The 24981-nt window shown below is 72.9% G+C and carries 25 protein-coding genes; 10 read left to right on the forward strand and 15 right to left on the reverse strand.

Translation table 11 applies throughout. From position 1 onward, the window contains the following. Positions 1–6: 6 nt before the first annotated feature. Together ACIQ7M_RS25095 and ACIQ7M_RS25100 are read left to right on the forward strand one after the other, a co-directional pair. Complete coding sequence (locus ACIQ7M_RS25095) at positions 7–624, forward strand: allophanate hydrolase subunit 1 (RefSeq protein ID WP_403648934.1); 618 nt, start codon at positions 7–9, stop codon at positions 622–624. Next, complete coding sequence (locus tag ACIQ7M_RS25100; protein WP_403648278.1) at positions 621–1490, forward strand: biotin-dependent carboxyltransferase family protein; 870 nt, start codon at positions 621–623, stop codon at positions 1488–1490. The genes ACIQ7M_RS25095 and ACIQ7M_RS25100 overlap by 4 nt, the downstream gene beginning before the upstream one ends. A gap of 21 nt (positions 1491–1511) precedes the next feature. On the opposite strand, the gene ACIQ7M_RS25105 is transcribed toward ACIQ7M_RS25100, so the two are convergent. From ACIQ7M_RS25105 to ACIQ7M_RS25125, 5 genes are all read right to left on the reverse strand, one after another. Then, positions 1512–2366 carry an SGNH/GDSL hydrolase family protein gene (locus ACIQ7M_RS25105; RefSeq protein ID WP_355769133.1) on the reverse strand — a complete coding sequence of 285 codons (855 nt, stop codon included), beginning with the start codon at positions 2364–2366 and terminating at the stop codon, positions 1512–1514. Next, entirely contained in the window at positions 2363–3517 is a 1155-nt protein-coding gene (locus ACIQ7M_RS25110) for a glycosyltransferase (RefSeq protein ID WP_403648281.1), read from the reverse strand. Before ACIQ7M_RS25110 ends, ACIQ7M_RS25105 begins: the two co-directional genes overlap by 4 nt. Next, the gene (locus ACIQ7M_RS25115; protein WP_355769128.1) at positions 3514–4677 is read right to left on the reverse strand and encodes a glycosyltransferase family 1 protein; all 1164 of its coding nucleotides are present in this window, start codon (positions 4675–4677) and stop codon (positions 3514–3516) included. The genes ACIQ7M_RS25110 and ACIQ7M_RS25115 overlap by 4 nt, the downstream gene beginning before the upstream one ends. 139 nt (positions 4678–4816) lie before the next feature. Continuing rightward, entirely contained in the window at positions 4817–6235 is a 1419-nt protein-coding gene (locus ACIQ7M_RS25120; protein ID WP_403648284.1) for a HEAT repeat domain-containing protein, read from the reverse strand. Between the two features lie 300 nt (positions 6236–6535). Further along, positions 6536–6928, reverse strand: a complete 393-nt coding sequence (locus ACIQ7M_RS25125; protein WP_355769122.1) for an ankyrin repeat domain-containing protein — start codon at positions 6926–6928, stop codon at positions 6536–6538. Positions 6929–7188: 260 nt separating this feature from the next. Between ACIQ7M_RS25125 and ACIQ7M_RS25130 the strand changes: the two genes are divergently transcribed. Together ACIQ7M_RS25130 and ACIQ7M_RS25135 are read left to right on the forward strand one after the other, a co-directional pair. Further along, positions 7189–7383, forward strand: coding sequence for a hypothetical protein (locus ACIQ7M_RS25130; RefSeq protein WP_037621052.1), 195 nt, complete (start codon positions 7189–7191; stop codon positions 7381–7383). 40 nt (positions 7384–7423) lie between these two features. Then, positions 7424–8995, forward strand: a complete 1572-nt coding sequence (locus ACIQ7M_RS25135; protein ID WP_403648289.1) for a hypothetical protein — start codon at positions 7424–7426, stop codon at positions 8993–8995. Positions 8996–9112: 117 nt separating this feature from the next. Here ACIQ7M_RS25135 and ACIQ7M_RS25140 read toward each other — a convergent pair whose 3' ends face one another. Further along, positions 9113–10612: a PLP-dependent aminotransferase family protein gene (locus ACIQ7M_RS25140; RefSeq protein ID WP_403648292.1), complete on the reverse strand. Its 1500-nt coding sequence runs from the start codon at positions 10610–10612 to the stop codon at positions 9113–9115. 63 nt (positions 10613–10675) lie between these two features. Here ACIQ7M_RS25140 and ACIQ7M_RS25145 point away from each other — a divergent pair, with 63 nt between their 5' ends. The 4 genes from ACIQ7M_RS25145 (at position 10676) to ACIQ7M_RS25160 (ending at position 14182) form a co-directional block, all read left to right on the forward strand. Beyond that, positions 10676–11398 carry a YitT family protein gene (locus tag ACIQ7M_RS25145; protein ID WP_403648295.1) on the forward strand — a complete coding sequence of 241 codons (723 nt, stop codon included), beginning with the start codon at positions 10676–10678 and terminating at the stop codon, positions 11396–11398. Next, positions 11395–12162, forward strand: a complete 768-nt coding sequence (locus ACIQ7M_RS25150) for a glycerophosphodiester phosphodiesterase (RefSeq protein WP_386980167.1) — start codon at positions 11395–11397, stop codon at positions 12160–12162. Before ACIQ7M_RS25145 ends, ACIQ7M_RS25150 begins: the two co-directional genes overlap by 4 nt. A 40-nt stretch (positions 12163–12202) precedes the next feature. Then, positions 12203–13552, forward strand: a complete 1350-nt coding sequence (locus ACIQ7M_RS25155; protein ID WP_403648298.1) for an MFS transporter — start codon at positions 12203–12205, stop codon at positions 13550–13552. 255 nt (positions 13553–13807) lie between these two features. Then, positions 13808–14182 (forward strand): RNA polymerase-binding protein RbpA, encoded by a 375-nt coding sequence (locus ACIQ7M_RS25160; RefSeq protein WP_030677841.1) that lies wholly within the window; start codon positions 13808–13810, stop codon positions 14180–14182. Positions 14183–14490: 308 nt separating this feature from the next. Here ACIQ7M_RS25160 and fxsA read toward each other — a convergent pair whose 3' ends face one another. The 4 genes from fxsA to ACIQ7M_RS25180 form a co-directional block, all read right to left on the reverse strand. Continuing rightward, on the reverse strand, positions 14491–15054 hold the full coding sequence (gene fxsA, locus ACIQ7M_RS25165; protein ID WP_403648301.1) for an FxsA family membrane protein: 564 nt from the start codon (positions 15052–15054) through the stop codon (positions 14491–14493). A 174-nt stretch (positions 15055–15228) separates the two neighbouring features. After that, positions 15229–16020: a polyprenol monophosphomannose synthase gene (locus ACIQ7M_RS25170; protein ID WP_355773138.1), complete on the reverse strand. Its 792-nt coding sequence runs from the start codon at positions 16018–16020 to the stop codon at positions 15229–15231. Positions 16021–16558: 538 nt separating this feature from the next. Beyond that, on the reverse strand, positions 16559–18175 hold the full coding sequence (locus tag ACIQ7M_RS25175; protein ID WP_355773140.1) for an amidohydrolase: 1617 nt from the start codon (positions 18173–18175) through the stop codon (positions 16559–16561). Between the two features lie 126 nt (positions 18176–18301). Beyond that, a complete protein-coding gene (locus ACIQ7M_RS25180) occupies positions 18302–18742 on the reverse strand; it encodes an Lrp/AsnC family transcriptional regulator (protein ID WP_037621061.1) in 441 nt (146 codons plus the stop codon). Positions 18743–19011: 269 nt separating this feature from the next. Here ACIQ7M_RS25180 and ACIQ7M_RS25185 point away from each other — a divergent pair, with 269 nt between their 5' ends. Then, positions 19012–19446: a hypothetical protein gene (locus ACIQ7M_RS25185; protein ID WP_355773143.1), complete on the forward strand. Its 435-nt coding sequence runs from the start codon at positions 19012–19014 to the stop codon at positions 19444–19446. 13 nt (positions 19447–19459) lie between these two features. Here the strand turns inward: ACIQ7M_RS25185 and ACIQ7M_RS25190 are convergent, their stop codons facing one another. Together ACIQ7M_RS25190 and ACIQ7M_RS25195 are read right to left on the reverse strand one after the other, a co-directional pair. Further along, positions 19460–20572, reverse strand: a complete 1113-nt coding sequence (locus ACIQ7M_RS25190; RefSeq protein WP_403648306.1) for a phosphotransferase family protein — start codon at positions 20570–20572, stop codon at positions 19460–19462. A gap of 30 nt (positions 20573–20602) precedes the next feature. Beyond that, entirely contained in the window at positions 20603–21715 is a 1113-nt protein-coding gene (locus ACIQ7M_RS25195) for a hypothetical protein (RefSeq protein WP_403648309.1), read from the reverse strand. Positions 21716–22046: 331 nt separating this feature from the next. Between ACIQ7M_RS25195 and ACIQ7M_RS25200 the strand changes: the two genes are divergently transcribed. Beyond that, the gene (locus tag ACIQ7M_RS25200) at positions 22047–22280 is read left to right on the forward strand and encodes a hypothetical protein (protein WP_386980184.1); all 234 of its coding nucleotides are present in this window, start codon (positions 22047–22049) and stop codon (positions 22278–22280) included. 106 nt (positions 22281–22386) lie between these two features. Here ACIQ7M_RS25200 and ACIQ7M_RS25205 read toward each other — a convergent pair whose 3' ends face one another. The 3 genes from ACIQ7M_RS25205 to ACIQ7M_RS25215 all read right to left on the reverse strand — a co-directional run bounded on the left by ACIQ7M_RS25205 (position 22387) and on the right by ACIQ7M_RS25215 (position 24948). After that, positions 22387–23046: a TetR/AcrR family transcriptional regulator gene (locus tag ACIQ7M_RS25205; protein ID WP_355773154.1), complete on the reverse strand. Its 660-nt coding sequence runs from the start codon at positions 23044–23046 to the stop codon at positions 22387–22389. A gap of 136 nt (positions 23047–23182) precedes the next feature. Beyond that, positions 23183–23329: an SCO1431 family membrane protein gene (locus ACIQ7M_RS25210; RefSeq protein WP_355773157.1), complete on the reverse strand. Its 147-nt coding sequence runs from the start codon at positions 23327–23329 to the stop codon at positions 23183–23185. A gap of 266 nt (positions 23330–23595) precedes the next feature. Next, positions 23596–24948: a peptidase C39 family protein gene (locus ACIQ7M_RS25215; protein ID WP_403648315.1), complete on the reverse strand. Its 1353-nt coding sequence runs from the start codon at positions 24946–24948 to the stop codon at positions 23596–23598. Positions 24949–24981: the final 33 nt, after the last annotated feature.

Consider the following 24981-nt stretch of genomic DNA (forward strand, 5'->3'; position numbering starts at 1 on the left):
ACCGCAGTGAAGGTCCTGCCCGTCGGCGAGCGGGCGCTGCTGGTGGAGGTCGCCTCGGGGGAGGCCGCCCAGGCGCTGCACGCCGAACTGTTGCGGCGCCGCGCGGAGGGCTCGCTGTCCGTGCGGGAGATCGTCCCGGCGGCCCGCACGGTGCTCCTGGACGGTCTGGACGACCCCGGCCGGCTCGCGGAGGTGCTGCCCGGCTGGGAGATCCCCCCGCTGACCGCGCGCGCGGACGCCGTCGTCGAGATCCCCGTACGGTACGACGGTCCCGACCTGGCGGCCGTGGCCGCCCACTGGGGGGTGGGAGTGCGCGAGGTGCCGCAGATCCACGCCGCGGCCGCGTTCCGGGTCGCCTTCTGCGGGTTCGCGCCCGGCTTCGGCTATCTGACGGGACTGCCGGCACGGTACGACGTGCCGCGCCGGGCGAGCCCGCGCACGGCGGTGCCCGCGGGCTCCGTGGCGCTGGCGGGCCCGTACACCGGTGTGTACCCACGCAGTTCGCCGGGCGGCTGGCAGCTGATCGGCACGACGGACGCGATGCTGTGGGACCACGCGCGCGTGCCGGCCGCGCTGCTGGCACCCGGCGCGCGGGTGCGCTTCGTACCGGAGAGGTGTTCATGAGCGACCGGGCCCTCGCGGTGGTGCGGGCCGGTGCCCTGACCACCGTCCAGGACCAGGGGCGGCCCGGGCACGCCCATCTCGGCGTTCCGCGCTCGGGAGCGCTCGACGCGCCCGCGGCGGAGCTGGCCAACCGGCTCGTCGCCAACCCCGCGGGGGCGGCCGTGCTGGAGACGACGGTCGACGGCTGTGCCCTGCGCCCTCGTTCCCCGGTCACGGTGGCCGTGACGGGAGCGCCCTGTCCGGTGCGGGTGGACGGCCGCCCCGTCGCCTGGGGGGCTCCTGTCCGGGTTCCCGCGGGGGCCCTCCTGGACGTCGGTTCCGCGCGCGCGGGGCTACGGAGTTACGTGGCCGTGTCCGGCGGCGTGGCCGTCGATCCGGTGCTCGGCAGCCGCTCGACCGACCTCCTCTCGGGGCTCGGCCCGCCGCCGCTGACGGACGGCGCGGTCCTTCCCCTGGGGAGTCCGGGCACCCTTCACGCGCGCGTGGACGTCGTCCCGCACCGCGCGCCGCCCGCCGAGCTGGTTCTGCGCGTGACGCTCGGCCCGCGCGACGACTGGTTCACCGAGGCGGCCCTGCGGACGCTGGCGACCCGGGCCTACCGGGTCTCGTCGGCGAGCAACCGCATCGGTCTGCGCACGGAAGGGCCCTCGCTGGAGAGGGCCGTCTCCGGCGAACTCCCCAGTGAGGGCCTGGTGCCGGGTGCCGTCCAGGTGCCGCCCGACGGCCGCCCGGTCGTCTTCCTCGCCGACCATCCGACCACCGGGGGGTACCCGGTGATCGCGGTCGTCCGTCCCGGCGACCTTCCGGCGGCCGCTCAGGCGGTCCCGGGGACCCCGGTGCGTTTCCTGGTCGTACGCCGCCGCTGAGGCCGCCGCGGGTTCCGTCCGTCAGGCCACGTCCGGCTGTTCCGCGACCGACAGGGCCGCCAGGGCGGACGCGACGGCGTGCGAGGCGCTCAGGTCGAGCCGGGCGCTGGTGCCCCGGGCCCGGTGGCGCACCTCGGACGCGGCGAGGGTGAGCAACTGGGGCAGCAGGTCCGTGCAGCGCCTGGCGACCCAGCCGGTTCCGGCCGTGGCCAGCCACAGAAGGCTCGCGGTGCGGGTCGGCGCGGGGAACTCGGCCTCGGCCGACGGGGTGATCCCGTCGGCGACGCCCTCCTCGGCGAGCAGCGCGTGGAAGCGCAGGGCCAGTTGACGGTGGCCCAGCTCCCCCGGGTGCAGCCGGTCGGCGCTCCACACGGCGCGGTCGTGGAGCCAGTCCTCCTCGGCCGCGTGCAGATGCATCGCCCCGTGCCGCTTCGAGAGCGCGTGCACCACCGCGTTGACCGCGTGCTGACGCCGGGCCAGCGGGCGGGCCAGCGCTCCCGGCAGCCCCAGCATCGAGCCGGGGTCCGGGAGGCAGGCCGTCAGCACGACGGTGTCCCGCGCGCGGAACGCCGCGTACACGGTGTCGAGCCGTTCGGCCACCGAGTGGATGTCGAACGTGTACCGCAGGGTGTCGTTGACGCCGATCACGACGGAGACGATGTCGGGCTCCAGGGCGAGCGCGGCCGGGGTCTGCCGTTCGAGGACGTCCCGTGTCTGCGCCCCACTGACCGCGAGGTTGGTGAACCGCACGGGCGCGTCCCCGGGGGCGAGCCCGGGGGCGAGCAGTTCGGCCCATCCGCGCCACCGGTCCCCGACGGGGTCGCCCACCCCTTCCGTGAGGGAGTCCCCGAGAGCGACGAACCGCACCGGTCTCATGCCACACCCTCCTGGAGACTCGGCCGGTGCACGGCCACCGCGTCGTGCGCGGCGAGGAAGCCCGTCACGGCGGCGTCCCAGCCGAAGCACTCGGCACGCGCGCGTGCGGCCTGCCTGCGCTCGTTCTCGGCGCGGCCGAGGAGCAGCCCCACCGCGTCCGCGAAGGAGTCGCCGCTGTCGGCGGCGGTGGCTCCGGCGGAGCCGACGATCTCCGGCAGGGCGGAGAGCGAGCTGGCGACGACGGGGGTGCCGCAGGCCATGGCCTCCAGGGCGGCGAGCCCGAAGGTCTCCGCCGGCCCGGGTGCCAGGCACACGTCCGCGGAGGCCTGGAGGGAACCGAGCAGGGCGCGGTCGGCGACGTGCCCGAGGAAGGTGACGGGCAGCCTCCGCTCCCGGGCGCGCTGTTCGAGCCGGGCCCTGAGCGGCCCGTCCCCGGCGACGACGAGCACGGCCCGCTCACCGCGCCGCAGCAGCGCCTCCAGCGCGTCGAGCGCCGTGCCGGGGCGCTTCTCGACGGACAGGCGGGAGCACATGACGAGCAGGACCTGGTCCGCGCGCGCGTGGCGGGCGCGCAGGGCCGGGTCGCGCAGGGCGGGGTGGCGGTCCACCAGGTCGACGCCCAGGGGGGCTCGTACGACATTGCGGGCGCCGATCCGGACGAACTCGCGCTCGGCGAACTCGGTGGTGCACACCACGCGCGCGTAGGAGTGCGCCGTACGGACGTTGAGGGCGTCGGCGGTCCGCCGGGCCATCGCCTCGGACAGTCCCCAGGTGCGCAGTACACCGTCGGCGGTCTCGTGGGAGACCATCACGGCGGGCACCCGGGCCCGCCGTGCCCAGACTCCGGTCCAGCGCAGGGTGGTGCGGTCCGAGACCTCCAGGCGGTCCGGGGCGAGCGACTCCAGGAGCCGGGAAAGGCGCCGCCTGTCGGTGAGGACGCGGTAGCCGCCGGTGCCGGGCAGCAGCGGGCCGGGCAGTGTGATCACCCGTCCCTGTTCGGTGTCACGGTCGCTCGCGCGCTCTCCGGGTATGACGAGCACCGGCTCGTGGCCGGCCTCCCGGTAGCCGGCGCCCAGCTCCCGCAGGGCGGTGCGCAGCCCTCCGGAGGAGGGGGCGACGAAGTTGGCGAGCCGTACGATGCGCAGGCTCATGCCGCCACCAGCTTCCGCGCGGAGAGCACGTCCTCGTAGTGGCCGATGAGCTGGTCGCCGACGGCGGCCCAGGTGCGGCCCTCGACCATGGCGTGGCCGGCGGCGCCGTAGGCCGCCCGCAGCGCGGGATCGGCGGCCAGGGTGCGCACCGCGTCCCGTACGGCGTCGGCGTCGCGGGGCGGGACCAGCAGCCCGGTGCGGCCGTGGTCGACCAGGTCGAGCGGCCCGCCCGCGGCGGGCGCGACGACGGGCACGCCGCTGGCCATGGCCTCCTGCACGGTCTGGCAGAAGGTCTCGAAGGGGCCGGTGTGCGCGAAGACGTCCAGCGAGGCGAAGATCCGGGCGAGGTCGTCGCCGGTGCGCCGGCCGAGGAAGACCGCGCCGGGGAGCGCGCCGCGCAGGGTGGTCTCGCTGGGTCCGTCGCCCACCACGACGACGCGGACGCCGTCGAGTCCGCAGACTCCGGAGAGCAGTTCGATCTGCTTCTCGGGGGCGAGCCGGCCGACGTAGCCGACGATCACCTCGCCGTTCGGCGCGAGTTCGCGGCGGAGCGCCTCGTCACGGTGACCGGGGCGGAAGCGGACGGTGTCGACACCGCGCGCCCACAGGCGTACCCGGGGCACACCGTGCGCCTCCAGGTCGCGCAGGGCCGCGCTGGAGGGAGCGAGGGTCCGATCGGCCGCGGCATGCACCGAGCGGATGCGGCGCCACGCGGTGGCCTCACCCGCGCTGATGTACGTGCGGGCGTATCCGGCGAGGTCGGTCTGGTAGACGGCCACGGCGGGGATGCCGAGCCGGGAGGCGGCCGCCATGCCGCGGACGCCGAGGATGAAGGGGCTGGCCAGGTGGACGATGTCGGCGCGGTGTTCGGTGATGGCCGCGGCGACGCGTCGGCTGGGGAGGGCGACGCGGACCTGCGGGTAGCCCGGGAGCGGGATGGAGGGAACGCGGACGACCGGGCACGGCGCGAGGGCGCCGGGCCCGTTCCCCGTGGAGGTGCCTCCCTGGTCGGGGAAGGCCGAGAACTTGGGGGAGGTGGCGGGGGCGACGACAAGGGGAGCGTGACCGCGATCGACGAGGTGCCGGGCGGTCTGGAGCGCGCAGTGGGCCACGCCGTTCACATCGGGGGGAAAGGATTCGGTCACGATGACGACACGCATACGGGTGTTCTCGCCCCGCTGGACGTGGCCGCGTCAACGTGGATCTATGCGAACGATGAACGTCCCGTGAGCGTTCCGCTCCGCACCCGGGCAGGTCAGCCCCCGTCCACGCGCTCCTGACTCCCGGGTCACCGAACGTTCATACGGCCGGCATGTCGGGCCCGATCCTGCTCCGTACGGCTGTCTGGACTTCGGCCTCCTCGGCCGGATCCGCCGCCAGCCGGCGGAGCTGGTCGACCACGCGCGCGTCACCGGTCTCGGCGTGGCGTGCGGCGATCTCCCGGGTGGTCTCCTCGCAGTCCCAGAGGCACTCGACGGCGAAGCCCGCGGGGAAGGAGGGGTCCGTGGCGGCCAGGGCGCGGGCGGCGCGCTGACGCAGGTGCGACGACGCGGTCTCCCGGTAGATGTGCCGCAGCACGGGGGCGGCGCAGGCGATGCCGAGCCGTCCGGTGCCGTCGACGAGGGTCCACAGGGTCGGCGCGTCGGGGCCCTCGCCCCGTACGGCCTCGCGCAGGGCGGCCAGGACGAGATCGCGGTCCTGGGCGCCGCCCCGGCAGGCGAGCACACGGCCCGCCGCGGCGCCGAGGACGTCGGGCCGGTGGGCCCAGCCGCGGGCCCGGTCGACTGCGGCGACGCTCCGCATGCGTTCGAAGGCGTCGACGGCGGCCTCGGCGACGGCCGTGGAACCGTCCGCGACAGCCGCCTCGATCAGGTCGAGGGCGTCAGGGTCGTTGCCGTCGGCGAGATAGCGCAGGGCTGTGCAGCGGGCGCCCTCCACGCCGTGGCGCGCGGCCGCGACGATCTCGGGGCGGTCCTCGGGTCCGGCGACGGCGGTCAGGCAGCGGGCGGCGGGGACGTGCAGCGCGGCCCCGCGTTCGACGCCCTGCTGGGCCCATTCGAAGACGGCGCCGACACTCCAGCCGGGGCGGGGTCCGGTCGGCCGCATCTGGCGTTGCCAGCGGTCGAAGGACCCGGCTTCCCGGGCGGCGCGCACCCGGGTGGCGATGGACGTACGGGAGTCGTCGGCCCACAGCCGCCAGGGCCGTGGCTCGAAGGCGTCGCGCACGACGGCGGCGAGGGCGGCCTCGCCCTCCGGATCGGCCGGGAACCGGGCGAGCACGGGGGCGGCGAGGGCGCGCAGGCCCGCGTCGTCGTCGCGCAGGGCCAGTTCGTCCAGGGCCCAGTTCCAGTTGGAGCCGACCGCGGCGTACCTGCGCAGCAGGGCGAGCGCGTCGCGCCTGCCGTAGGAGGCGAGGTGGCCGAGGACCGCGAGGGCGAGCCCCGTGCGTGACTCGCAGTCGTCCAGGACGTCCTCGGCGTCGAAGAGGTGCCGCTCGATCTCGTCGAGCTCACCGTTCAGGTCGAGGTAGAGACGGGCGTAGTACAGGGAGCGGTTCTCCACCTGCCAGTCGTGGCGGGGGTCTCTGAGAACGCAGTGGTTCAGTGCCGCGAGCGCCTCGGCCCGCGGTGCGGTGAGTGCGTGCAGCGTGCCGTCGCCGCGGCCCCTCTGGAGCAGGCCGAGCAGGGTCCCGCTGGGCGCTATGACCGGATCGAACATGGGAAACAGCCTCACATCAAGCGTCGACGCAACCGGGATCCTGCATTACCTGGCCGCGTGACAACACGTCGGGGCGCCCGCCGTCTCTTGCTTGCTGTAGACCATCTTCCTCTGCCTCTCGTCGGTGGCCCATGCGGGCCGAGTCACGGCCCGCGCGGTGCGGCAACTCCTGCCCAGCCATCGCGTCCGTGAATCACGTCGCCATGATGACCCGGCCGTTCTTCCTGCCGCGACCGTATTTCCGGCGGCCCCGTTCCGCCTCCCTTTTTTCCTGCGTTTCGCCTGGTCAGCGCGTTCGATTCATGGCGTGCCGAACAATTCGAGCAGGTCCGTCTTGGCGAACATGCGTGCCGTGTCGACGGCCGACGGGGTGCCCGCGGCCGGATCGGCGCCGGCGGTCAGGAGGACCCGGATGACGGCCTCCTCGCCCTTGAAGACGGCGCCGGCGAGAGGGGTCTGGCCCCGGTCGTTCACCCTGTCGGCCTCGGCGCCGCGCTCCAGGAGGGCGCGGACCGCGTCGGCGTGGCCGTGGTAGGCGGCGAGCATCACGAGCGAGTCGCCGCGGTCGTTGGTGAGACCGACCGGCACACCCGCGTCGACATACGCCACGAGCGTCTCCGTCTCGCCGCGTCGCGCAAGATCGAAGATCTTGGTCGCGAGCTCCACGACCTCGGGGTCGGGGGCTTCGCTCATCGGCCGGACCACCTCTCCATGCAACCGTTCGGGTGAATCGACAGAGTACTGGCTCCGGCGGCACATGACAGGCATCCCCGGCGGCAAAGATCACAAAGTGCGCATCGAGCGCAACAGGGCAGCTCAGGCGGCGCAAGCCGGCTCTGTCGCGCGGGTGAAATCAGCCAGTTTTCACCCTGTTGCACCTTTTATCGTATGGATACATGCTGTGATCCTGGGACAACTCATGGTGACCGTCCCCACGATCCAGGAGAGCTCAAATGATTCTGTCCATGTCAGGCGTCGTCCTTCTCGGCATCATCGTCTTCCTCTTCTTCAAGAAGGACGGGCTGAAGGCGTCGCACGCCCTGGTGGCCGCACTCTTCGGCTTCTACCTCGCCAGCACGGCCATCGCGCCCAGCATCAAGGCCGGCGGGGAGAGCCTGGCGGGCCTCCTCGGCGGGATCAAGTTCTGACGACGTCCCCCCACCTCGTACGCACCTCCAGGAGACAGCAGTGGCTCGGCGCCCTCTCCCCCGCATCCTCAGCAACGGCACCGCACAGATCGCCAAGAGCCGGGAGCTGGCCAGGACGGCAGCCGACAGCGCCACCGATGTCCTCCATCCACTGATCACGGTCACCCGTGGACTGCGCCGGCTGGCAGCCGCCGGACGGCGCAAGTGGGCCGCCACCCCCAAGGACCGGCGCGGACCGCTGCTGTTCCTGGTGGCCTCGGTGGTCCTGATCGTGGCCCTGGTGCCGTACGGACCGCTGCTCGCCGTCATCACTCTGATGGCGGCGGCAGCCTGGACCGGTCGCGAGCGCACCCCACCGCCCGCGACCGGCCCGGACGAGGCGCAGATCGGACGCCTCCAGTCGCTCTACGACGCGCTCGTCCCGTACTTCTCCGCGGCCGACGACCCCGCTCCCCTGTACGCCCACGGCGGCGACTGGGAGAAGGCCTTCGCCTCGTACGACTTCGACGACGACGGACGGATCTCCCGTCTGCTCGTCCACTACCCCGCGTACTTCACGGACGGCGAGCCGGACTCCCGCGCCCGCATCGAGCACCTCCTGCACGCCAAGTCGGGCCGCGGCCGTGAGTACCACTTCGACTGGGACGAGGAGGGCAACGAACTCACCGTCACGGTCCTCGCGCCCCTGCCCACCGACATCGCCGCCCAGCGCTTCGTGACCGCGCCCGGCGAGACGGTCCTCGGATTCACCGATCCGGCCGACGTCCAGCGCACGCTCCCCCTCACCCACGGCGCGGAGCAGCGCGACGTTCCGCCGGTCGTCTGGCGTACGGGCGCCCGCTCCACCGAGCCGCACCTGCTGATCACGGGCGAACCCGGCGCCGGCACGACCACCCTCCTGCGCTCCATCGCCCTGCAGGCCCTCCAGCACGGCGATGTCGTCGTCGTCGACGGCGGAGGCACCGGCGAATACGCGTGTCTGACCGGGCGCGAGGGCGTCCTGGCCGTCGAGTGCTCGACGGGCGGGGCGCTCGCCAGCCTCGAATGGGCGGCGCACGAGACCGAGCGGCGGCTGATCGCCGCGAACCGCGCCCGCCAGGCGGGGCATCCCTCCCCCGACGACATCAGGAACCCGCTGTGGATCCTGCTGGACCGGCCCAGCGCGCTCGGCCATCTGGCCGCGGCCGACGGACGCGAGGACCCCCGGTCACTGCTCCAGACCCCGCTGCGGCACGGCCGCGCCGCGGGCGTCACGGTCGTGATCGCCGAGCACTTCGAGAACCTCGACTCCATCGGTGACGCGGTACGGCAGCACACCCGCGCGCGCGTGGTGCTCGGCACCGCCTCGGCCGCCGAGCTGGAGGCGGTCCTGGGGGCGCCCCCGCACACCACCCCCACCCGGGACGTCCCGCCCGGCCGCGGCTACGCGCGCCTGGGCACCGGCCCCGTCCTGCGTCTCCAGGTCCCGGCCACGCCGGACCCCTACGACGACGCCACGAGCGAGGCCCAGCGGCGGGCGGTGCTCGACCTGCTGCCGGAACGGACGACACCCGCGGACGCGGCGGAACAACTGCCCTCCGGGATCGCGGGAGTCGCGGTGGCGGAGGGGTAGGACACACCCCCCTCCGCGGAGCGCGGACACAGAACGGGCCGGACCCCAGGCGGGTTCCGGCCCGTCCGGCGTTGCGGGACAGAGTCCCGGGGACCTGCTCCGGGACTCCGTCCGGCGCTACGCCACGAACGTGCGCGGGCCGTCCTCTCCTCCGGTCGCTCCGGTTTCCACCAGGCGGGCGGCCGCGGCCAGTCGTGCCGCCGCCTCGTCCGCGAGCGCGCCGCCCACCGTGAACGGGAGCCGGACGTATCCCTCGAAGGCGCCGTCGACCCCGAACCGGGGCCCCGAGGGCACCCGTACGCCCACGCGCTCGCCGACCTCGGCGAGCCGCGAACCGGACAGCCCGCCCGTACGCACCCAGAGCGTGAGACCGCCACGCGGCACGGAGAACTCCCAGTCGGGCAATTCCCTGCGGACGGCCGCGACGAGGGCGTCGCGGTTGTCGCGGCCCTGCGTGCGCCGGATGTCGACGGCCTCCTCCCAGCCCCCCGTGCTGAGCAGCCAGTTGACGGCGAGCTGTTCCAGCACGGGCGTGCCGAGGTCGGCGTAGGCGCGCGCGGCGACCAGGCTGCGGATGACGTCGGGCGCGGCCCGGACCCAGCCGATCCGCATGCCCGCCCAGAAGGCCTTGCTCGCCGAACCGACGGTGATCACGGTCGAGCCGGCCGGGTCGAACCCGCACACGGGGCGCGGCATCTCCAGCCCCTCGTCCAGATGCAGCTCGCTCATCGTCTCGTCGACGACCAGCACGGTGCCGGCCGAGCGCGCAGCGTCCACGAGCCCGCGCCGCTGGTCCTCGTCGGCGAGCGCGCCGGTGGGGTTGTGGAAGTCGGCGACGACGTAGGCGAGCCGGGGCGCCGCGTCGCGCAGGACCTGGCGCCAGCGGTCCATGTCCCAGCCGGCCAGTCCCTCGGCCATCGCGACGGGCACCAGCCGGGCGCCGGCCTCCCGCATCAACTGGAGGATGTTGGCGTAGGAGGGGGACTCGACGGCGATCCGTTCGCCGCGCCCGGCGAAGAGGTGACAGATCGCGTCGATCGCGCCCATCGCCCCGGTGGTCACCATGATCTGCTCGGGCATGGTCGGGATGCCGCGTGCCGTATAGCGCTCGGCGAGCATGGCGCGCAGCGCGGGAAGGCCCGCGGGGTAGTCGCCGTGCGTGTGCGCGTACGGGGGCAGTTCCTCCAGGGCGCCCTGGACGGCACGGGTCAGCCACGGCTCCGGCGCGGGAAGCGCCGCGCAGCCGAGGTCGATCATCGAGCCGAGGGCCTCGGGCGGCAGTGGTTCCAGTCCGCGTGCGGGCAGCGGGTTCCCGGCGGGCACGGCGGTCCAGCTCCCGGCCCCGCGGCGCGACTCCAGGAAGCCCTCCGCGCGCAGTGCCTCGTAGGCCGCGGCCACAGTCGTCCGGCTGACGGACAGGGCGAGCGCCAGTTCGCGTTCGGCGGGCAGCCGCGCGGCGACCGGCACCCGTCCTTCGAGCACGAGCAGCCGCACACCGTCGGCCAGGGCACGATAGGCGGGCGGACGCCGGGTCCCCGGACCGGCGGGCCGCTCCTGCTGGGAGTTGAGGAGCCGGGCGAGCTGTGCGGCCCCCACCGCCGAAGTCCACTGCGCCATGATTCCAGTCCACCTTCCCCGAATTGGCCATGGTTGAAGCCACTTCTCAAGCCACAGAGTGTCATGCGCCAGGCCACTACCACCACCGGGGGGCATCCCTTGTCCACACACTCCGCGTCCGTACCCGCCGAGGCTCCCGGCTCCGGGCGGCTCCCCCGCCGTCTCGTCCAGCTCTACGCCGGGCTCGCCCTGTACGGCGCGAGCTCGGCGCTCCTCGTGGAGGCGGGTCTCGGCCTGGAGCCATGGGGCGTACTGCACCAGGGCCTCGCCGAGCTGACCGGTCTGACGATCGGCGTCGTGTCGATCATCGTGGGGGCCGCGGTGCTGCTCCTGTGGATCCCCCTGCGCCAGCGGCCCGGCCTCGGCACCGTCTCCAACGTCTTCGTGGTCGGCCTGGCCATGGACGGCACCCTGGCCCTGATCCCGGACGCCCACGCACTGGCCCTGCGGATTCCACTGCTGGTGGCGGGCGTCGGGCTGAACGGCGTGGCCACGGGCCTGTACATCTCGGCCAGCTTCGGCCCGGGTCCCCGCGACGGCCTGATGACGGGACTGCACCGGCGTACGGGCCGCTCGGTCCGCCTGGTGCGCACGGTCCTCGAGGTGGCCGTCGTCGCGACCGGTTTCGCGCTGGGCGGCACGGTCGGGGCCGGCACGGTGCTCTACGCCGTCGCCATCGGACCTCTGGCCCAGCTCTTCCTGAAGGTGTTCGCCGCCCGTCCGGCACCCCTCCGCAGCGCCGTTGTCGCCCAAGGTCAACCCGAGCGCGCCATACTGCCCGGGTGAGCACGCGCACTCTTCATCCCTACCTCGACCACCCCGGCCCGATCCCCTTCGCACACCGCGGCGGATCTGCGGACGGCCTGGAGAACACCCTGGCGCAGTTCCGGCGGGCGGTGAACGCCGGATACCGCTACATCGAGACCGACGTGCACGCCACGGCGGACGGCAGGCTGGTCGCCTTCCACGACACGACCCTCGACCGGGTGACGGACGGCGCGGGCCGGATCGCGGACCTCCCCTGGGCCGACGTGAGCCAGGCACGCGTGGCGGGCAAGGAGCCGGTCCCCCTCTTCGAGGAGCTGCTCGAGGAGTTCCCCGAGACGCGCTGGAACGTCGACGTCAAGACCGAACCCGCGCTCGCCCCGCTGCTCGACCTGATCGGCCGCACCGACGCCTGGGACCGCGTCTGCGTCGGTTCGTTCTCCGAGGCCCGGGTGACCCGTGCCCAGCATCTCGCCGGGCCCCGCCTGGCCACCTCGTTCGGCACCCGGGGGGTGCTCAATCTGCGGCTGCGCTCCTGGGGCGTGCCCGCGGCGGTGCGGCGCTCCGCGGTCGCGGCCCAGGTCCCCGAGACACAGTCGGGCGTTCCGGTGGTCGACCGCCGTTTCGTACGGGCCGCCCACGCGCGCGGGCTCCAGGTGCACGTGTGGACCGTAAACGAATCGGAACGCATGCACCGGCTCCTGGACCTGGGAGTCGATGGCATCATGACCGATCACATCGACACGCTGCGCAAGGTCCTGGAAGACCGGGGCACCTGGTTCTGAGCCTCCTCGCGCGGTCCGTTCACGGGGAAGCGAGGCACGGGTGAGCACGGACACCGTGCGGGCGGGGGCGGCCGACGAGGCCGCGGAGCGCCGGCGAGAACAACGCGGCTGGTACTTCTACGACTGGGCCTGCTCCGTCTACTCGACGAGCGTGCTCACCGTGTTCCTCGGCCCCTATCTGACGGCGGTGGCCAAGCACGCGGCGGACGCGGACGGGTTCGTCCATCCGCTCGGGGTACCGGTCCGCGCCGGTTCCTTCTTCGCGTACGCGGTCTCCGCCTCGGTCATCCTGTCGATCGTCGTGATGCCGATGGCCGGTGCCGCCGCCGACCGGACGGGCCGCAAGAAGCCGCTGCTCGCGGCGGCGGCCTATCTGGGCGCCGCGGCCACCGCGGGCATGTTCTTCCTGGACGGCGACCGGTATCTGCTGGGCGGGCTGCTGCTGCTCGTCGCGAACGCCTCGCTGGCCGTGTCGATGGTCCTGTACAACTCCTACCTTCCGCAGATCGCCCCGCCCGAGGAGCGCGACGCCGTCTCCTCCCGCGGCTGGGCCTTCGGGTACGCGGCGGGTTCCGTGGTCCTGGTGGCGAACCTGGTCCTCTTCACGGCCCATGACAGCTTCGGCGTCTCCGAGTCGACGGCCGTACGTATCTGTCTGGCCTCGGCGGGTGTCTGGTGGGGTGCCTTCACCCTGATCCCGCTGAAGCGGCTGCGCGATCGCCACACGCCCTCGGCCGGTCGGCCGTCGGCGCACGGATGGCGCCAGCTCGCCGCCACGGTGCGCGACATGCGCCGCCAGCCCCTCACGCTCTCCTTCCTGCTCGCCTACCTCATCTACAACGACGGCATCCAGACCGTCATCTCGCAGGCCTCCGTCTACGGCTCCGAGGAACTGGGCCTCAGCCAGTCGACCCTGATCACGGCCGTACTCCTGGTCCAGGTGCTCGCGGTCGGGGGCGCACTGGGCATGGGCCGGCTGGCTCGTACGTACGGAGCCAAACGCACCATCCTCGGCTCACTCGTCGCCTGGACGCTCACCCTCGCCGCCGGATACTTCCTGCCCGCGGGGGCACCCGTGTGGTTCTTCGTCCTCGCAGCCGGCATCGGACTGGTCCTGGGCGGCAGCCAGGCGCTGTCGCGCTCCCTGTTCTCGCACCTGGTGCCGAGCGGGAAGGAGGCCGAGTACTTCTCGGCGTACGAGATGAGCGACCGCGGGATGAGCTGGCTCGGCCCGCTGCTCTTCGGACTGACCTACCAGCTCACGGGAAGTTATCGGGACGCGATCATCTCGCTCGTGGTCTTCTTCGTCATCGGCTTCGTCCTGCTGGCGCGGGTTCCGGTGCGGCAGGCGATCCGGGACGCGGGCAATCCCGTGCCCGAGATGGTTTAGCGTCCGGGGCCAAAGAGCGGTAGTGTACGCGTTTGGCCTGCCTGGCGTACCGTTACTGCGCGTCAATGATACTGAAGCGTTGGGTGACATCTGATGCCAGATGTGACAAACCGGGCGACGGTGGGTACAACAAGGGGCGGCTACGACGGCGACGCATGACCCACAACGGGAATCTTTACCGCCGACCGGACGTTGACCGGATGACGACGACAGCGACACCTGTCCTGTGGGCGACAAGCCCGGGAGGCACGATTCATGAGTGAGCGAGCTCTTCGCGGCACACGCCTCGTAGTGACCAGCTATGAGACGGACCGCGGCATCGACCTGGCCCCGCGCCAGGCCGTGGAGTACGCATGCGAGAAGGGGCACCGGTTTGAGATGCCCTTCTCGGTGGAGGCCGAAATTCCGCCGGAGTGGGAGTGCAAGGTCTGCGGGGCCCAGGCACTTCTCGTGGACGGCGACGGCCCTGAGGAAAAGAAGGCGAAGCCCGCGCGCACGCACTGGGACATGCTGATGGAGCGGCGCACTCGCGAGGAGCTCGAAGAGGTCCTCGCGGAGCGTTTGGCCGTTCTTCGCTCCGGCGCGATGAACATCGCGGTTCATCCGCGGGACAGCCGAAAGTCCGCCTGACCCCTCAGAGGGTCGAGCGGCATACACCGCACGCCGAGACCGCGGGCACCGTACTCAGGTACGGGGCCCGCGGTCTCGTGCGTTTCGGTGCACCCCGGTGAACGCCTTCCACCAAGCCCGCGGCGGATCCCGGTGAACGTCTTCCTCCGAGCGCGCGGATCCCGGTGAACGTCTTCCGCCGAGCCCCCGGATCCCGGTGAACGCACGAAACCGCCGGCCCCGGGACCGTGTCACGGCCCGGGATCCGGCGGAGTGGTGGCATCGGACAGGACCGGGCCGTGTCTACGACCCTGGGCCGTGTCCGCGACCTAGCGGTTCAGGGGCGGATAGGTGCCGCCGGGCTCGCGCGGGGTGTCGTCCCTGATGACCTCGCCCTGGACCACCTTGCCGTCCGGGCGGTGCATTCGGGCCTGCTGGAACGCGTCGCCGACGGTGCCGGGCGCGGCGAGCCGCATCTTGCGCTCGAAGGTGCTCTGCGCGAGGCGGCTGACGCCCTTCTGGACCGGCGGGACCAGCAGGAGCAGTCCGACGGCGTCGGAGATCAGGCCCGGGATCATCAGGAGCAGGCCGCCGAGCATCGTCAGGCCGTTGCCCCCGCCCCCGTCACCGCCCGTCGGCGTGACACCGCCCTGCGCCTGTTGCAGCGTCTGGGAGAGATTCCGGAAGGCCCGGCGGCCGGCCCGCTTGATGACCACGGCGCCGAGGACGAACCCGGCGACCAGCAGCAGGAACACCACGAAACCGCTCGTGGCGCGCGCGACGAGCGTCAGCAGCCAGATCTCCAGCACCAGCCACACCGCGACGCCGAGCGGCAGGAAGGTGCGCAGCCGCGAGCGCTGCGGGCGGGTGGGGGTCGAAACGCCTGTCGTCATGCTCCCAGTGTGCCTGGGCGCGCCTCAAATCGGGATAAGCGGACGCTCAACCCGGCCGCCCGCGGCCTCGGCGCGGCTCACCGGCCCACCCCAGATGCCTGGACGGGGCCGGTGAGTGCGCCTCTGCCGCCCGGACGGGCCGGTGAGTGCGTCTCGCGTGGTGTCGGTGCGGGGTCAGGACTTCTTGCGGCCGGTGATCCGGCCGACCCGCTCGCCCACACCCCAGGTGGTGACGCGCCACAGCGCCTCCACGAGGATGTCGCGGCTCATCTTGGAGTCGCCCAGCTCGCGCTCGACGAACGTGATCGGGACCTCGACGACGTGGTAGCCGGCCCGCACCGCGCGGCGGGCCAGGTCGACCTGGAAGCAGTAGCCCTGCGAGGCGACCTCGCCGAGGCCGAGGCCTTCGAGGGTCTCGCGCCGGAAGGCGCGGTAGCCGCCCGTCACGTCCCGGATCGGCACGTCGAGCAGGACGCGGGAGTACAGGCTGCCGCCGCGCGAGATGAACTCGCGGGACTTGGGCCAGTTCACCACGCGCCCGCCCGGCACCCAGCGCGAGCCGAGGACGAGGTCGGCGCCCTTGAGCGCGGTCAGCAGGCGGGGAAGTTCCTCCGGCTGGTGCGAGCCGTCGGCGTCCATCTCGATGAGTACGCCGTAGCCGTGCTCCAGACCCCAGCGGAACCCCGCGAGGTAGGCGGCACCGAGCCCTTCCTTGCCCTTGCGGTGGAGGACCTGGACGTTCTCGTCGTCGGCCGCCAGCTCGTCGGCCAGCTTGCCCGTGCCGTCGGGGCTGTTGTCGTCCGCCACCAGGACGTGCGCCTCGGGCACGGCGGATCGCACCCGGCCGACGATCTTCTTGATGTTCTCCGCCTCGTTGTAGGTCGGAATGATCACCAAGGCCGTGCCGAGCGGGCCGAACCGCCTCCCCTGGGCTTCCGCCGCCAGGGTCCCGTCGCCGTCGTTCACTGCTGCCCCTTCGTATCTGTACGCAGGGCTCCACCATAGTGCGCCCAGCCTGCGCCGCTGCGTCGCGGCGGCCCTACGGGGGTGTCGATTCGCCAAGAGGCGGGTAAGAGCGGACGCGCCGGAGCGGCCTCGCGTCCTTCGGATCGGGGCCCGGCGCCCTTCGGGCCGACCTGGGACCCGCTGGCTGCGGGTCGACCGAAAGCCGTTGTCTACTGAACGTCCGGGCCCCACCCGGGTCGCACCTGCCGACTTGTCGGAACGTTCCCTCGCCTCGCGGCGCCGGTGCTGGGCCTGGCTCCCAGTGGTGGTACGCCGGTACGGCGCACCACCCCTGACCCAGCGGCGCTGCGAGGCCGTGCGGAGTTCCCCCGTCGGCCGTCCGGTGGTGGACCCGGCAGAACCTACCCGCCCCCTGCGGCAGGCTGTCAACACTGGCTTGATCTGCGCCTTTTCCGACAAAGCCCTGGTCAGCGCCGAGGATGCGCAGGTCGAACGTCGGGGTGCCGGACCCCGGAAGAGCACCGGGCACCCCGGGACATCACTCGTTAGGCCGTACGAATACCGTCCGTCCGCCGACCACGGTGCGCAGGCAGACGGGCAGGTCACCGCCGGGGGTCAGATCGGGGAGGCCGGGAGTACCCGAGCGGGGGTCGGTGGACCACCGCGCGACCCGGTCGTCGGGGGCCTGGACCACGAGATGACCCGTGCGCCACACCGCGTAGTCCGCGGGCGCGCCCGGCACCAGGACGCCCGCGTCGTCCCGTCCCACGGCCCTCCAGCCGCCCCGCGTGTGGGCCGTGAAGGCGGCCCGCACGGAGACCCGGTGCTCGGGCGTGCGGTGGAAGGCAGCCGCGCGCACGGTGCCCCACGGGTCGAGCGGGGTCACGGGGCTGTCGGACCCGAAGGCCAGCGGCACACCGGCGCGCAGCAGGGCCGCGAACGGGTTGAGCGTCCTGGCCCGGTCGGCTCCGAGCCGCTGGGCGTACATGCCGTCCTCACCGCCCCACAACGCGTCGAAGGCGGGCTGCACGGAGGCGGTGAGGCCGAGTTCGGCGAAGCCCGCGACGGTTTCCGGGGTGAGCATCTCGGCGTGCTCGACGCGGTGCCGGGCGGCGCGCACGCGGGCCAGACCGACCTTCTCCGCGGCGGTGCGGACGCCGTCGACCACGGAGGCCACCGCGGCGTCCCCGATGGCGTGGAAGCCCGCCTGGAGGCCCGCCTCGGTGCAGGCGACCACATGGGCCGCGACGGCGTCGGCGTCGAGGTGGACGAGGCCCGTGTGGTCCGCGTCGAGGTAGGGCTCGTGCAGGCAGGCGGTGTGCGAGCCGAGGGAGCCGTCGACGAAGAGGTCGCCGGCCGCGCCGACGGCGCCGAGGGCCCGTGCCTTCTCGACGTCGCGGTCGGCCCAGTAGCCGACGACCCGCGGTCCGGGTTCCTCGGCGGCGAGCCGCAGCAGTCCGGTGAAGTCGTCCTCGGAGGAGATCTCGGGGCCGGCGCACTCGTGCACGGAGCCGATGCCGAGCGAGGCGGCGTGGGCGAGCGCGGCTCGCTGGGCCCCGGTGCGCTGCGCCTCGCCGATCGCGCCGAGTGCGGCGGCGCGCACGGCGTGGTGGGCGTCGCGGGTCAGGGGGCCGTCGGGCGCGTACCCGGCGAGCGCGGTGACGCCCGGGACCAGGTCCAGGAGCGCGCTGGTGGCCACCGCGGAGTGCACGTCGATCCGGGAGAGGTAGAGCGGACGCCCGCCGGTCGCGGCGTCGAGCTCGGTGCGGGCCGGCGGGCGGCCGCCGGGCCAGCGGGCCGCGTCCCAGCCGTGGCCGAGCAGTACCCGGTCGGCCGGACGGGCGGCGGCGAAGTCACGGACGAGGGCGAGCGCCGCGTCCAGGGACGGCGCGTCGGACAGGTCGAGGCCGGTGAGGGCGAGTCCGGTGGCGGTGGTGTGCACGTGTGCGTCGGTGAACGCCGGGGTGACCAGGGCGCCTTCGAGGTCGACGACCTCGTCGACCCCGTCGGCGAAGGCGTCGGCGGCGCCTTCCGAGCCGACCCAGGCGACTTGTCCCCGTTCCACGACCATGGCGGTCGCGAAGGGGTCGGCGGGGCTGTGGACTTCTCCACCGCGCAGCAGCACGGTGTCCGACGGGGCGGTGCTCTCACTCATGGGGACAGTCTCGCGCCTGCCGGCGGCCTGCCGTCGCCCGGGTGGGGTCGACACGGCGGGCCGGTCCGGCCGGCCCGCCGGTACGGGCGGGTCCGCGTGATCGCGCGACCGTGCCCCGGGGGGTTGTCAGATGCGGGGCGGGCGGGATTCGTACGGTGTCGACAGGACGACCGTGGTGCGCGTCGACACGCCCGCGAGTGCCCGCAACCGCCCGAGGAGTTCCTCGAGTTCGTGCGGGGTCGAGACCCGCACCTTGAGGATGTAGTTCTCGTCGCCCGCGACGCTGTGGCAGGCCTCGATCTCCGGGACGCCCGCGAGGCGTTCGGCGATGTCGTCGGGGGCGCTGGGGTCGAACGGCTTCACCGAGATGAAGGCGGTCAGGGGCAGCCCGACGGCCTCCGGGTCAACGACCGCGGCATAGCCCCGGATGACGCCGCGTTGTTCGAGACGGCGTACCCGCTGATGCACGGCGGACGTGGACAGGCCCGTGGCCTTGCCCAGGTCGGTGTAACTCATCCGCCCGTCTGCGACGAGCAGCTGCACGATCTGTCGGTCCAGCTCCTCCATGGCGCAAGAACCTACAGGGCCGCCGATCCCCCGGGATACTCAGCGGCGCAGGTCATACCCGCTTTGTGATGTGGCGAGGCGTCGTTCGCGCGCCATCCGGCCGCTCCCTTCCACCGAGCGCCGGGCACCTGCGGACGGCATGTGACGAAGGACACATGAATGCAACCGGGTCCGCCGGGTTCGCGTGATTACCGCGGAGACGGGACGGGAAGTGCTTGCTGTGGTCGAGGTCGCAGCGCCTTGTCGGCCCACCCGAGGGGGAGAATCCCATGCAGAGTCTTAAGCGCCCTGGTCGCACCGCACCCAAGCGGCAGCAGGCCGTGCTCGAACCCGAGCCGGAGGGCGTCGAATCCGACGCCCTGGACGGTGACGAGTTCGACGCGTACGACACCTTCGAGATGTACCGGGTGATCTGCCCGGACTGTGCGCAGCCCATCGCGCTGCTGGCGGACGAGGAGGTCCTGCCGGAGCACGCCCTGTGCGCCTCCCCGTGGAACCCGTTCGGGCTCACCGTCTGCTCGGGCACGGGCCTCGCGGCCGCCGAGGCGCGGTCCGCCGACGACAGCGCGGAACCCCAGCAGCAGGACACCGCACTCCTGTTGACGCTCCCTCAGGGACTGAACTGGCGTACGCAGCCGTTCTCCCACGTGGGCGGACCGGGCTCGGTCCCCATGCGGGTCTCCGAGTTGCGGCGCGCGGCCTGACCGCTCGGCGCGTTCAGCGGCTGTCGCCCGCTTCGTCCCAGTAGCTGCCCTGCACCATGGCCCGCAGGCTGCCGTGGTGCAGGATCAGTGTGTCCGGGTCCGGGGGGACGCTCACCTCGCCGAAGTACGCCTGCCGGTAGGCGATGCGCAGCATGACGATCGCGTGCCGCAGGGCGGCGTACAGCGTGTAGAAGTCCATGTCCCGGGGCGTGTGGCCGGTGAGGCGGGCGTAGCGTGCCTCGACGCGGTCGCGGCGCAGGAAGCCGGGCAGCCCCGTCTGCCCGAACCCCGTGGTCAGGTCCTGGAAGAAGCGGTGCAGGTAGACGGTCCAGCCCAGGTCGACCTCGCGCGGGGCCGGTGCCGCCATCTCCCAGTCGAGCACGGCGACGGGGTCGAAGCCCTCGTAGACGACGTTCCCGATGCGCGCGTCGCCCCAGTTGAGCACCGCCTCGCCCTCGTCGCGCGGCCACAGCTCCTCCAGCCGGCCGAAGGCGCTCTCGATGAGCGGGGATCTCGCCAGTCCCTCGATCACCCAGGTGTAGTAGGCGTGTTGGGCCGTGACATGGCGGCGCAGCGGGCTGCCGTCGCCGGGCAGTGCGAGGAAGTCGGCTTCTTTCGGCGGGACTTGGTCGTGGAGCCGGGCGAGGAGCGCGATCGAGGCGGCCTCCAGGTGCTCGCGTTCGGGACCGGTCGCCGCGTGCAGCCAATTGCCCTCGTACGTATAGGGCATGACGTCGGGCGGTACGCGCCCGGTGACGCGCTCCATCACGAAGAACGGTGCTCCGAGCGGTCCGGGGTCCTCCTCCAGCCAGCAGACGCGGGGCACCGGCAGATCGCTGCGCTCGCGGACCAGGCGCATCGTGCGGTACTGGCGGACCATGTCGTAGACCGGGAAGACGGTGTACGCACCCGGGTCCGCCGCGAGTCTCAACGCGCAGGCCCGCAACGGTGGTTCGGGATGCTCGATGTCGAACAGCAGGGTCTCGCTGGACAGGCCGTTGGACTCGGGGACGCCGACGTTCACCGCGCGGGCGCCCGGCAGGCGGGTGTCCAGCCAGGCGGTCAGCCTGCGCGCGAGGTCCTCGGGGTCACGGGTGGTCGTCCGCGGTCGGGGTGCCGTGGCCATGTCGCCACTCCTCTCAGGCTGCGACGGATCTCAGGGCGCGACGGAGTCGAACCCGGTGAAGCCGCTCGGATCGTGGCGGCCGAACGAGCCGTGCTCGAAGATCCCGTACCCGACCTGCCCGTCGAGGGTGAAGCGGGCCGCGTGGTCGGTCACCCCGTAGCGGGCGAGGGGATGCGCGGCCGGGTCGGAGAGGTCGTAGACGCGGTGGTCGGTCCAGCCGCGGCCGCGCCAGGTGCCGTGCTGCCAGTCGTCGGCGGGCGGGTATCCCGCGCCGACCGCGAGCGGGGACGAGGCCAGCACCTCCACCCCCAGCTCCAGCGGCTCGCGATCCACGGAGCGGGTCAGGTGGACGACGGCCGAGGTGGGGTGCCGGGTACCGGGGCGGTAGGTGATGTCGGCCTGGGGCCAGCCGAGCTGGATGTCGCGCTCGCCGTCGCGCACGAGGGTCGCGTCGCCCAGGGTGCGGTAGCCGTCGGCGTCCTCCTGGACGACGACCATCAGGAAGCGGTCCTCGAAGCGCACCGGGCACCAGATCCAGTGGAAGCCCTCCGTCGGGTTCTCGGCGGCGAGCCGGCCGCCCTCCTCCCCCGGAATCGGGCGCACCCCCCAACTGCGGTCCCGGGTGCCGGTCCACTCCCCCGCGCCGACGGACATCTCTTCGCCCCCGACGCGGATGACGCCCTCGACACCGCCCGCCTGTACGAAGCGGCGGCCCTCCAGGGTGAGCCGGCCGCCGCGCCGCTGGACGTGGTGCGGCTCCCAGAGGGCCGGGAAGTCGGCGGTCCAGGTGATGTCGTACGCCAGTGAGCTGTCGTCCGAGCGCAGCCGCAGCCGGCGCAGCGGCTCCTCCACGGTGATCCGCAGGGGCCCCACGGCCAGGTTCATCCGATCGTCGCCGAGCGCGTCGGACGCCCGGACGGCGTGCAGCGCGTCGCCGAGGCGCAGCGTTGCGTACGCGTCGATCACCCCGACGTTCGGATAGACGCCGAGGCCGAGGATCAGCAGGGCCCGGCCCCGGTGGTCGAGGATGTGGAAGATGCAGCGGTCGTAGGCGTTGCGGTCGCCGCTCGCCACCTGCTTCATGGACAGCGGGACCTGGTGCACGGGGTACTCGTCGAGGGGGACGGGACGGTCGTCGTTCACGTCGAGCCTCCCGGGGCCCTCGGCAGTCAACGTCGCCCGGAAGGGCTCGAGCCCCCCGCGGCACAATTGACGGTACGTCAGATGACCGGCGAGGACCAGACGGCGGGCGCCCGCGGGGACCTCGCGAGGGTCCCGTCCTGAACACACACCCGATTCCCCGGGCGGGTGACCTGTCCACCCGCCCGCACGTTGCCCCGGTATGAGCCCCACACCTTCCGCGACCGGGCAACGGCGCCGGATCCTCGTCCCGGCCCCGACGGAATCGGTTCACTGGGCACCGCCGCCACCGCCACCCCCGCCGGTTCAGGATCCGCCCATCTACCGCGCCCTCATGCGCACATGGGCGGATCGCGGCCGCACGCTGCCGGGCCACCACGACCCCGAGTGGGTACGCCTGGCGGCGCCGTCGGTGATGTACGGGTACGGGCAGTTCGGCGCGCTCACCGAATCGCGGGCGGAGGAGCGCTTCGCCCCGGGCCGGGACCCGCACGGCGACGGCCGCTTCGGCGCGTCGCGGGATCCGCGGAACGAGTTCGGCATGGGAGCCACGGACCCGCGCGGCTGACCTCGGCCCGCCGCCGAGGTCAGCGGCCGGATCCGGCCGACCGCCGAGAGGGTCGGCGAATTGGTCCGAACCATTGACAGAGTGGTCTAGTCCTCATACGGTTCGATCAGTTGTCCCGCCGGGCGTCGGGCGGGGCCGCGTACGAGGGATCGAGTTCTTCGACGGCACGCATCGCACCCCCCAGCATCTTCACCAGCAGTTCGCGCATGGTCTCGCGCGACAGCACCGGGTGGCCGATCCAGTCGAGGGTGGCTCCCTCCACGCTGTGCAGCCAGCCGAGCAGGGCGATGCGCGGAAGCGGTCCGACCCTCCCCCTGCCGTACGCCCCCTCGGCGATCGTCGCGACGATCGCCTCGCGCACACCGTCGCGTATCGCCTGCACCTCGGCGTCGAAGCCCACGCCGCCCGAGATGATCGTGCGATAGGCGGCCTGGTTGTGCTCGGCGTAGCGGAGGTAGCCGTCGATCGTGCGATGGACCCGCTCCACCGGAGGAAGTTCCAGACCGTCGGCGGCCCGGGAGACCAGCTCCGCGACCGATTCCTCGACGATGGCGAGGTAATAGCCTCGCTTGGACTTGAAGTAGTAGTAGATCAGCCCCTTGGCGACGTGCGCCTGCCGCGCGATGTCGTCCATCGACAGGGCGTCGTACGACGTGTCGGCGAACAACTTCCGCCCGATGGCGATGAGTTCGGCGCGGCGCGCCAGTGAGCGGTCGGTGCCCCGCGCCCGGGGGCGGTCGACCTCGCGTTGTTGACTATTATTCAATTCCGGCCCTGGTCTCCAACTGCCGACGGAACATGCGCAGTATGGCAGAACCGTGCCGACCGTCATCCGGGGGCGATCGGCGTCCGGCTCGTCGCGTCCGGGAGCGGGCCGCGGGCTCCCCGGCGGCGGCGCCGGCTCAGATCAGACCGAGCCGCGTCACGAGCATCGCCACGACCACCACGAAGATCCAGCCCACGACGTGTTCGAGGATCTTCGGGCCGTCGTCCTTCGGGCCTCCGGTACGGGCGCCGAGACGAGGGGCGGTGGCGGAACTCGTGGTCATGGCATCTCGCTGACGTAGTGGTGCGGTGACGTCCCCCGCCTCCCGTCGGCTCCCCACCGACCCGACCACCTTGCCACCGGAGCCGCGGTCACCGGTAGAGACCCGGGTCACGTCCACGGCCCGACGGCTCCGGATCCCGCTGGATTCCGCCCGCCCGCCACCGCGTGTGGGTCTCGTCACACGGCCCCGGCCGGGCCGGAAGCGCCCCTGCGGGACGTCGTCCGGCCGGTCCGGGCGGCCCCCGGCCGACGGGGGCCGCCGTCACGTCACCGGATGCCCACCGCCGAGAGCGCCTTGCGCTGGCGCGCCGAGGGATGCGCCGGGAAGTACAGGTAGCAGACCCCGCCGGTACCGGAGACGACCTTCCCGGAGGCGTTGTAGCGCTTGGTGCGCAGCCAGATGGTCTCCCACTCGGAGCGCTTGTAGACCCTGCGCACCGCGTCGTCGCCGGGCGAGGCCGGGTCGTTGGCGATCACGTCGCCGTCCGCGGTGAACCCTATGACGGTCATGAGGTGGCCCGAGGTGCCGTAGCCCGCGCCCGTCAGCTCGGTCTTGAGGAACGACTGGGACGTTATGGCCGGGATGCCGGCCGCGATCAGCGTCTCCAGGTCGGTGAGCGAGCCGAGCCGGGTCACCACGCCCTGGAGGTCCTTGTACGTGGCCGCGTAGGCGGCGTTGAAGGGCCAGTTGCCGCATCCGGCGTACTGGTAGTCGTAGGTCGAGCGGGCCGCGAGGCACACCTGCGGGTCGGCGTAGGCCGGGTCGACCCAGGCGAGCTGCTCGGCGGTGGGCCTGCGCCCCCAGTACTCGATGATCATCTGCGAGGAGGTGGGGCTGCACCAGGCCTCGCCGCCGTTGTCGTACTCGGGGTACTGACCGGCGTGGATCTCCTGCGAGTAGGGCGGAACGCTCAGCTCCTGGGCGAGGCCCGGGGCCGAGGCGGGGACGGTGAAGCGGTCCGGGATGTCGGAGCCCATCGCGCCCAGCCGCCACACGGTGGGCGTGATCTTGGAGCCCGGGGTGCGGTAGAGGGTCAGGCGCAGCCGGTACGAGACGAGGCGCAGGCCGGAGGCCGCGTCGTCGATGGAGAAGGTGTCCGTCCAGATCGTGCTGCGTCCGTCGGTCTGGTCGTCCACGGAGGTGCGCCTGATGTCCTGGTCGCCCGAGGCCCAGCGGCCCATCACGTACCAGGGCGTGTCCGTGCCGTCGGAGTAGGTGCCGGTCAGCTCGATCTGGAGCCAGGTGCCGGCCGGGGTGTGCGCGTTCCAGGAGGCGATGGCCTCCGTGGCGGGGACGGCGAGCCGGTGGACGGGCGAGGTCCAGGTCGCGTACTCCCAGGTGGCGGTTTTTCCGGTGTGCGGGTCGGTGTAGTCCGCCGTGCCGGCCGGGGCACCGATCACCAGCCCGGGGCGGGCGCCCGGCACGGCCCGTGCGCCCCGCGCGCTGCCCGAGCGCCAGTCGCTGTACGAGGTCCAGGCGCGGTTGTCGACGAGTCCGCCGGGCGCTCTGGTCCGGCGGGCCGCGGCGGCGGCCGCCGGCGGGCCCGCGGCCCCCACCGCCGCGGCGGCCACCGCGGCGGCGAGGACGATTCTGCGGGACGGCTGTTCGGCTCTGCTCATGGGTGGAGAACCCCCAGGTGTCCGGAACGGGCG

Origin of the sequence: Streptomyces sp. NPDC096324 (genome assembly GCF_044763015.1) — a bacterium.
Lineage (GTDB): Bacteria > Actinomycetota > Actinomycetes > Streptomycetales > Streptomycetaceae > Streptomyces.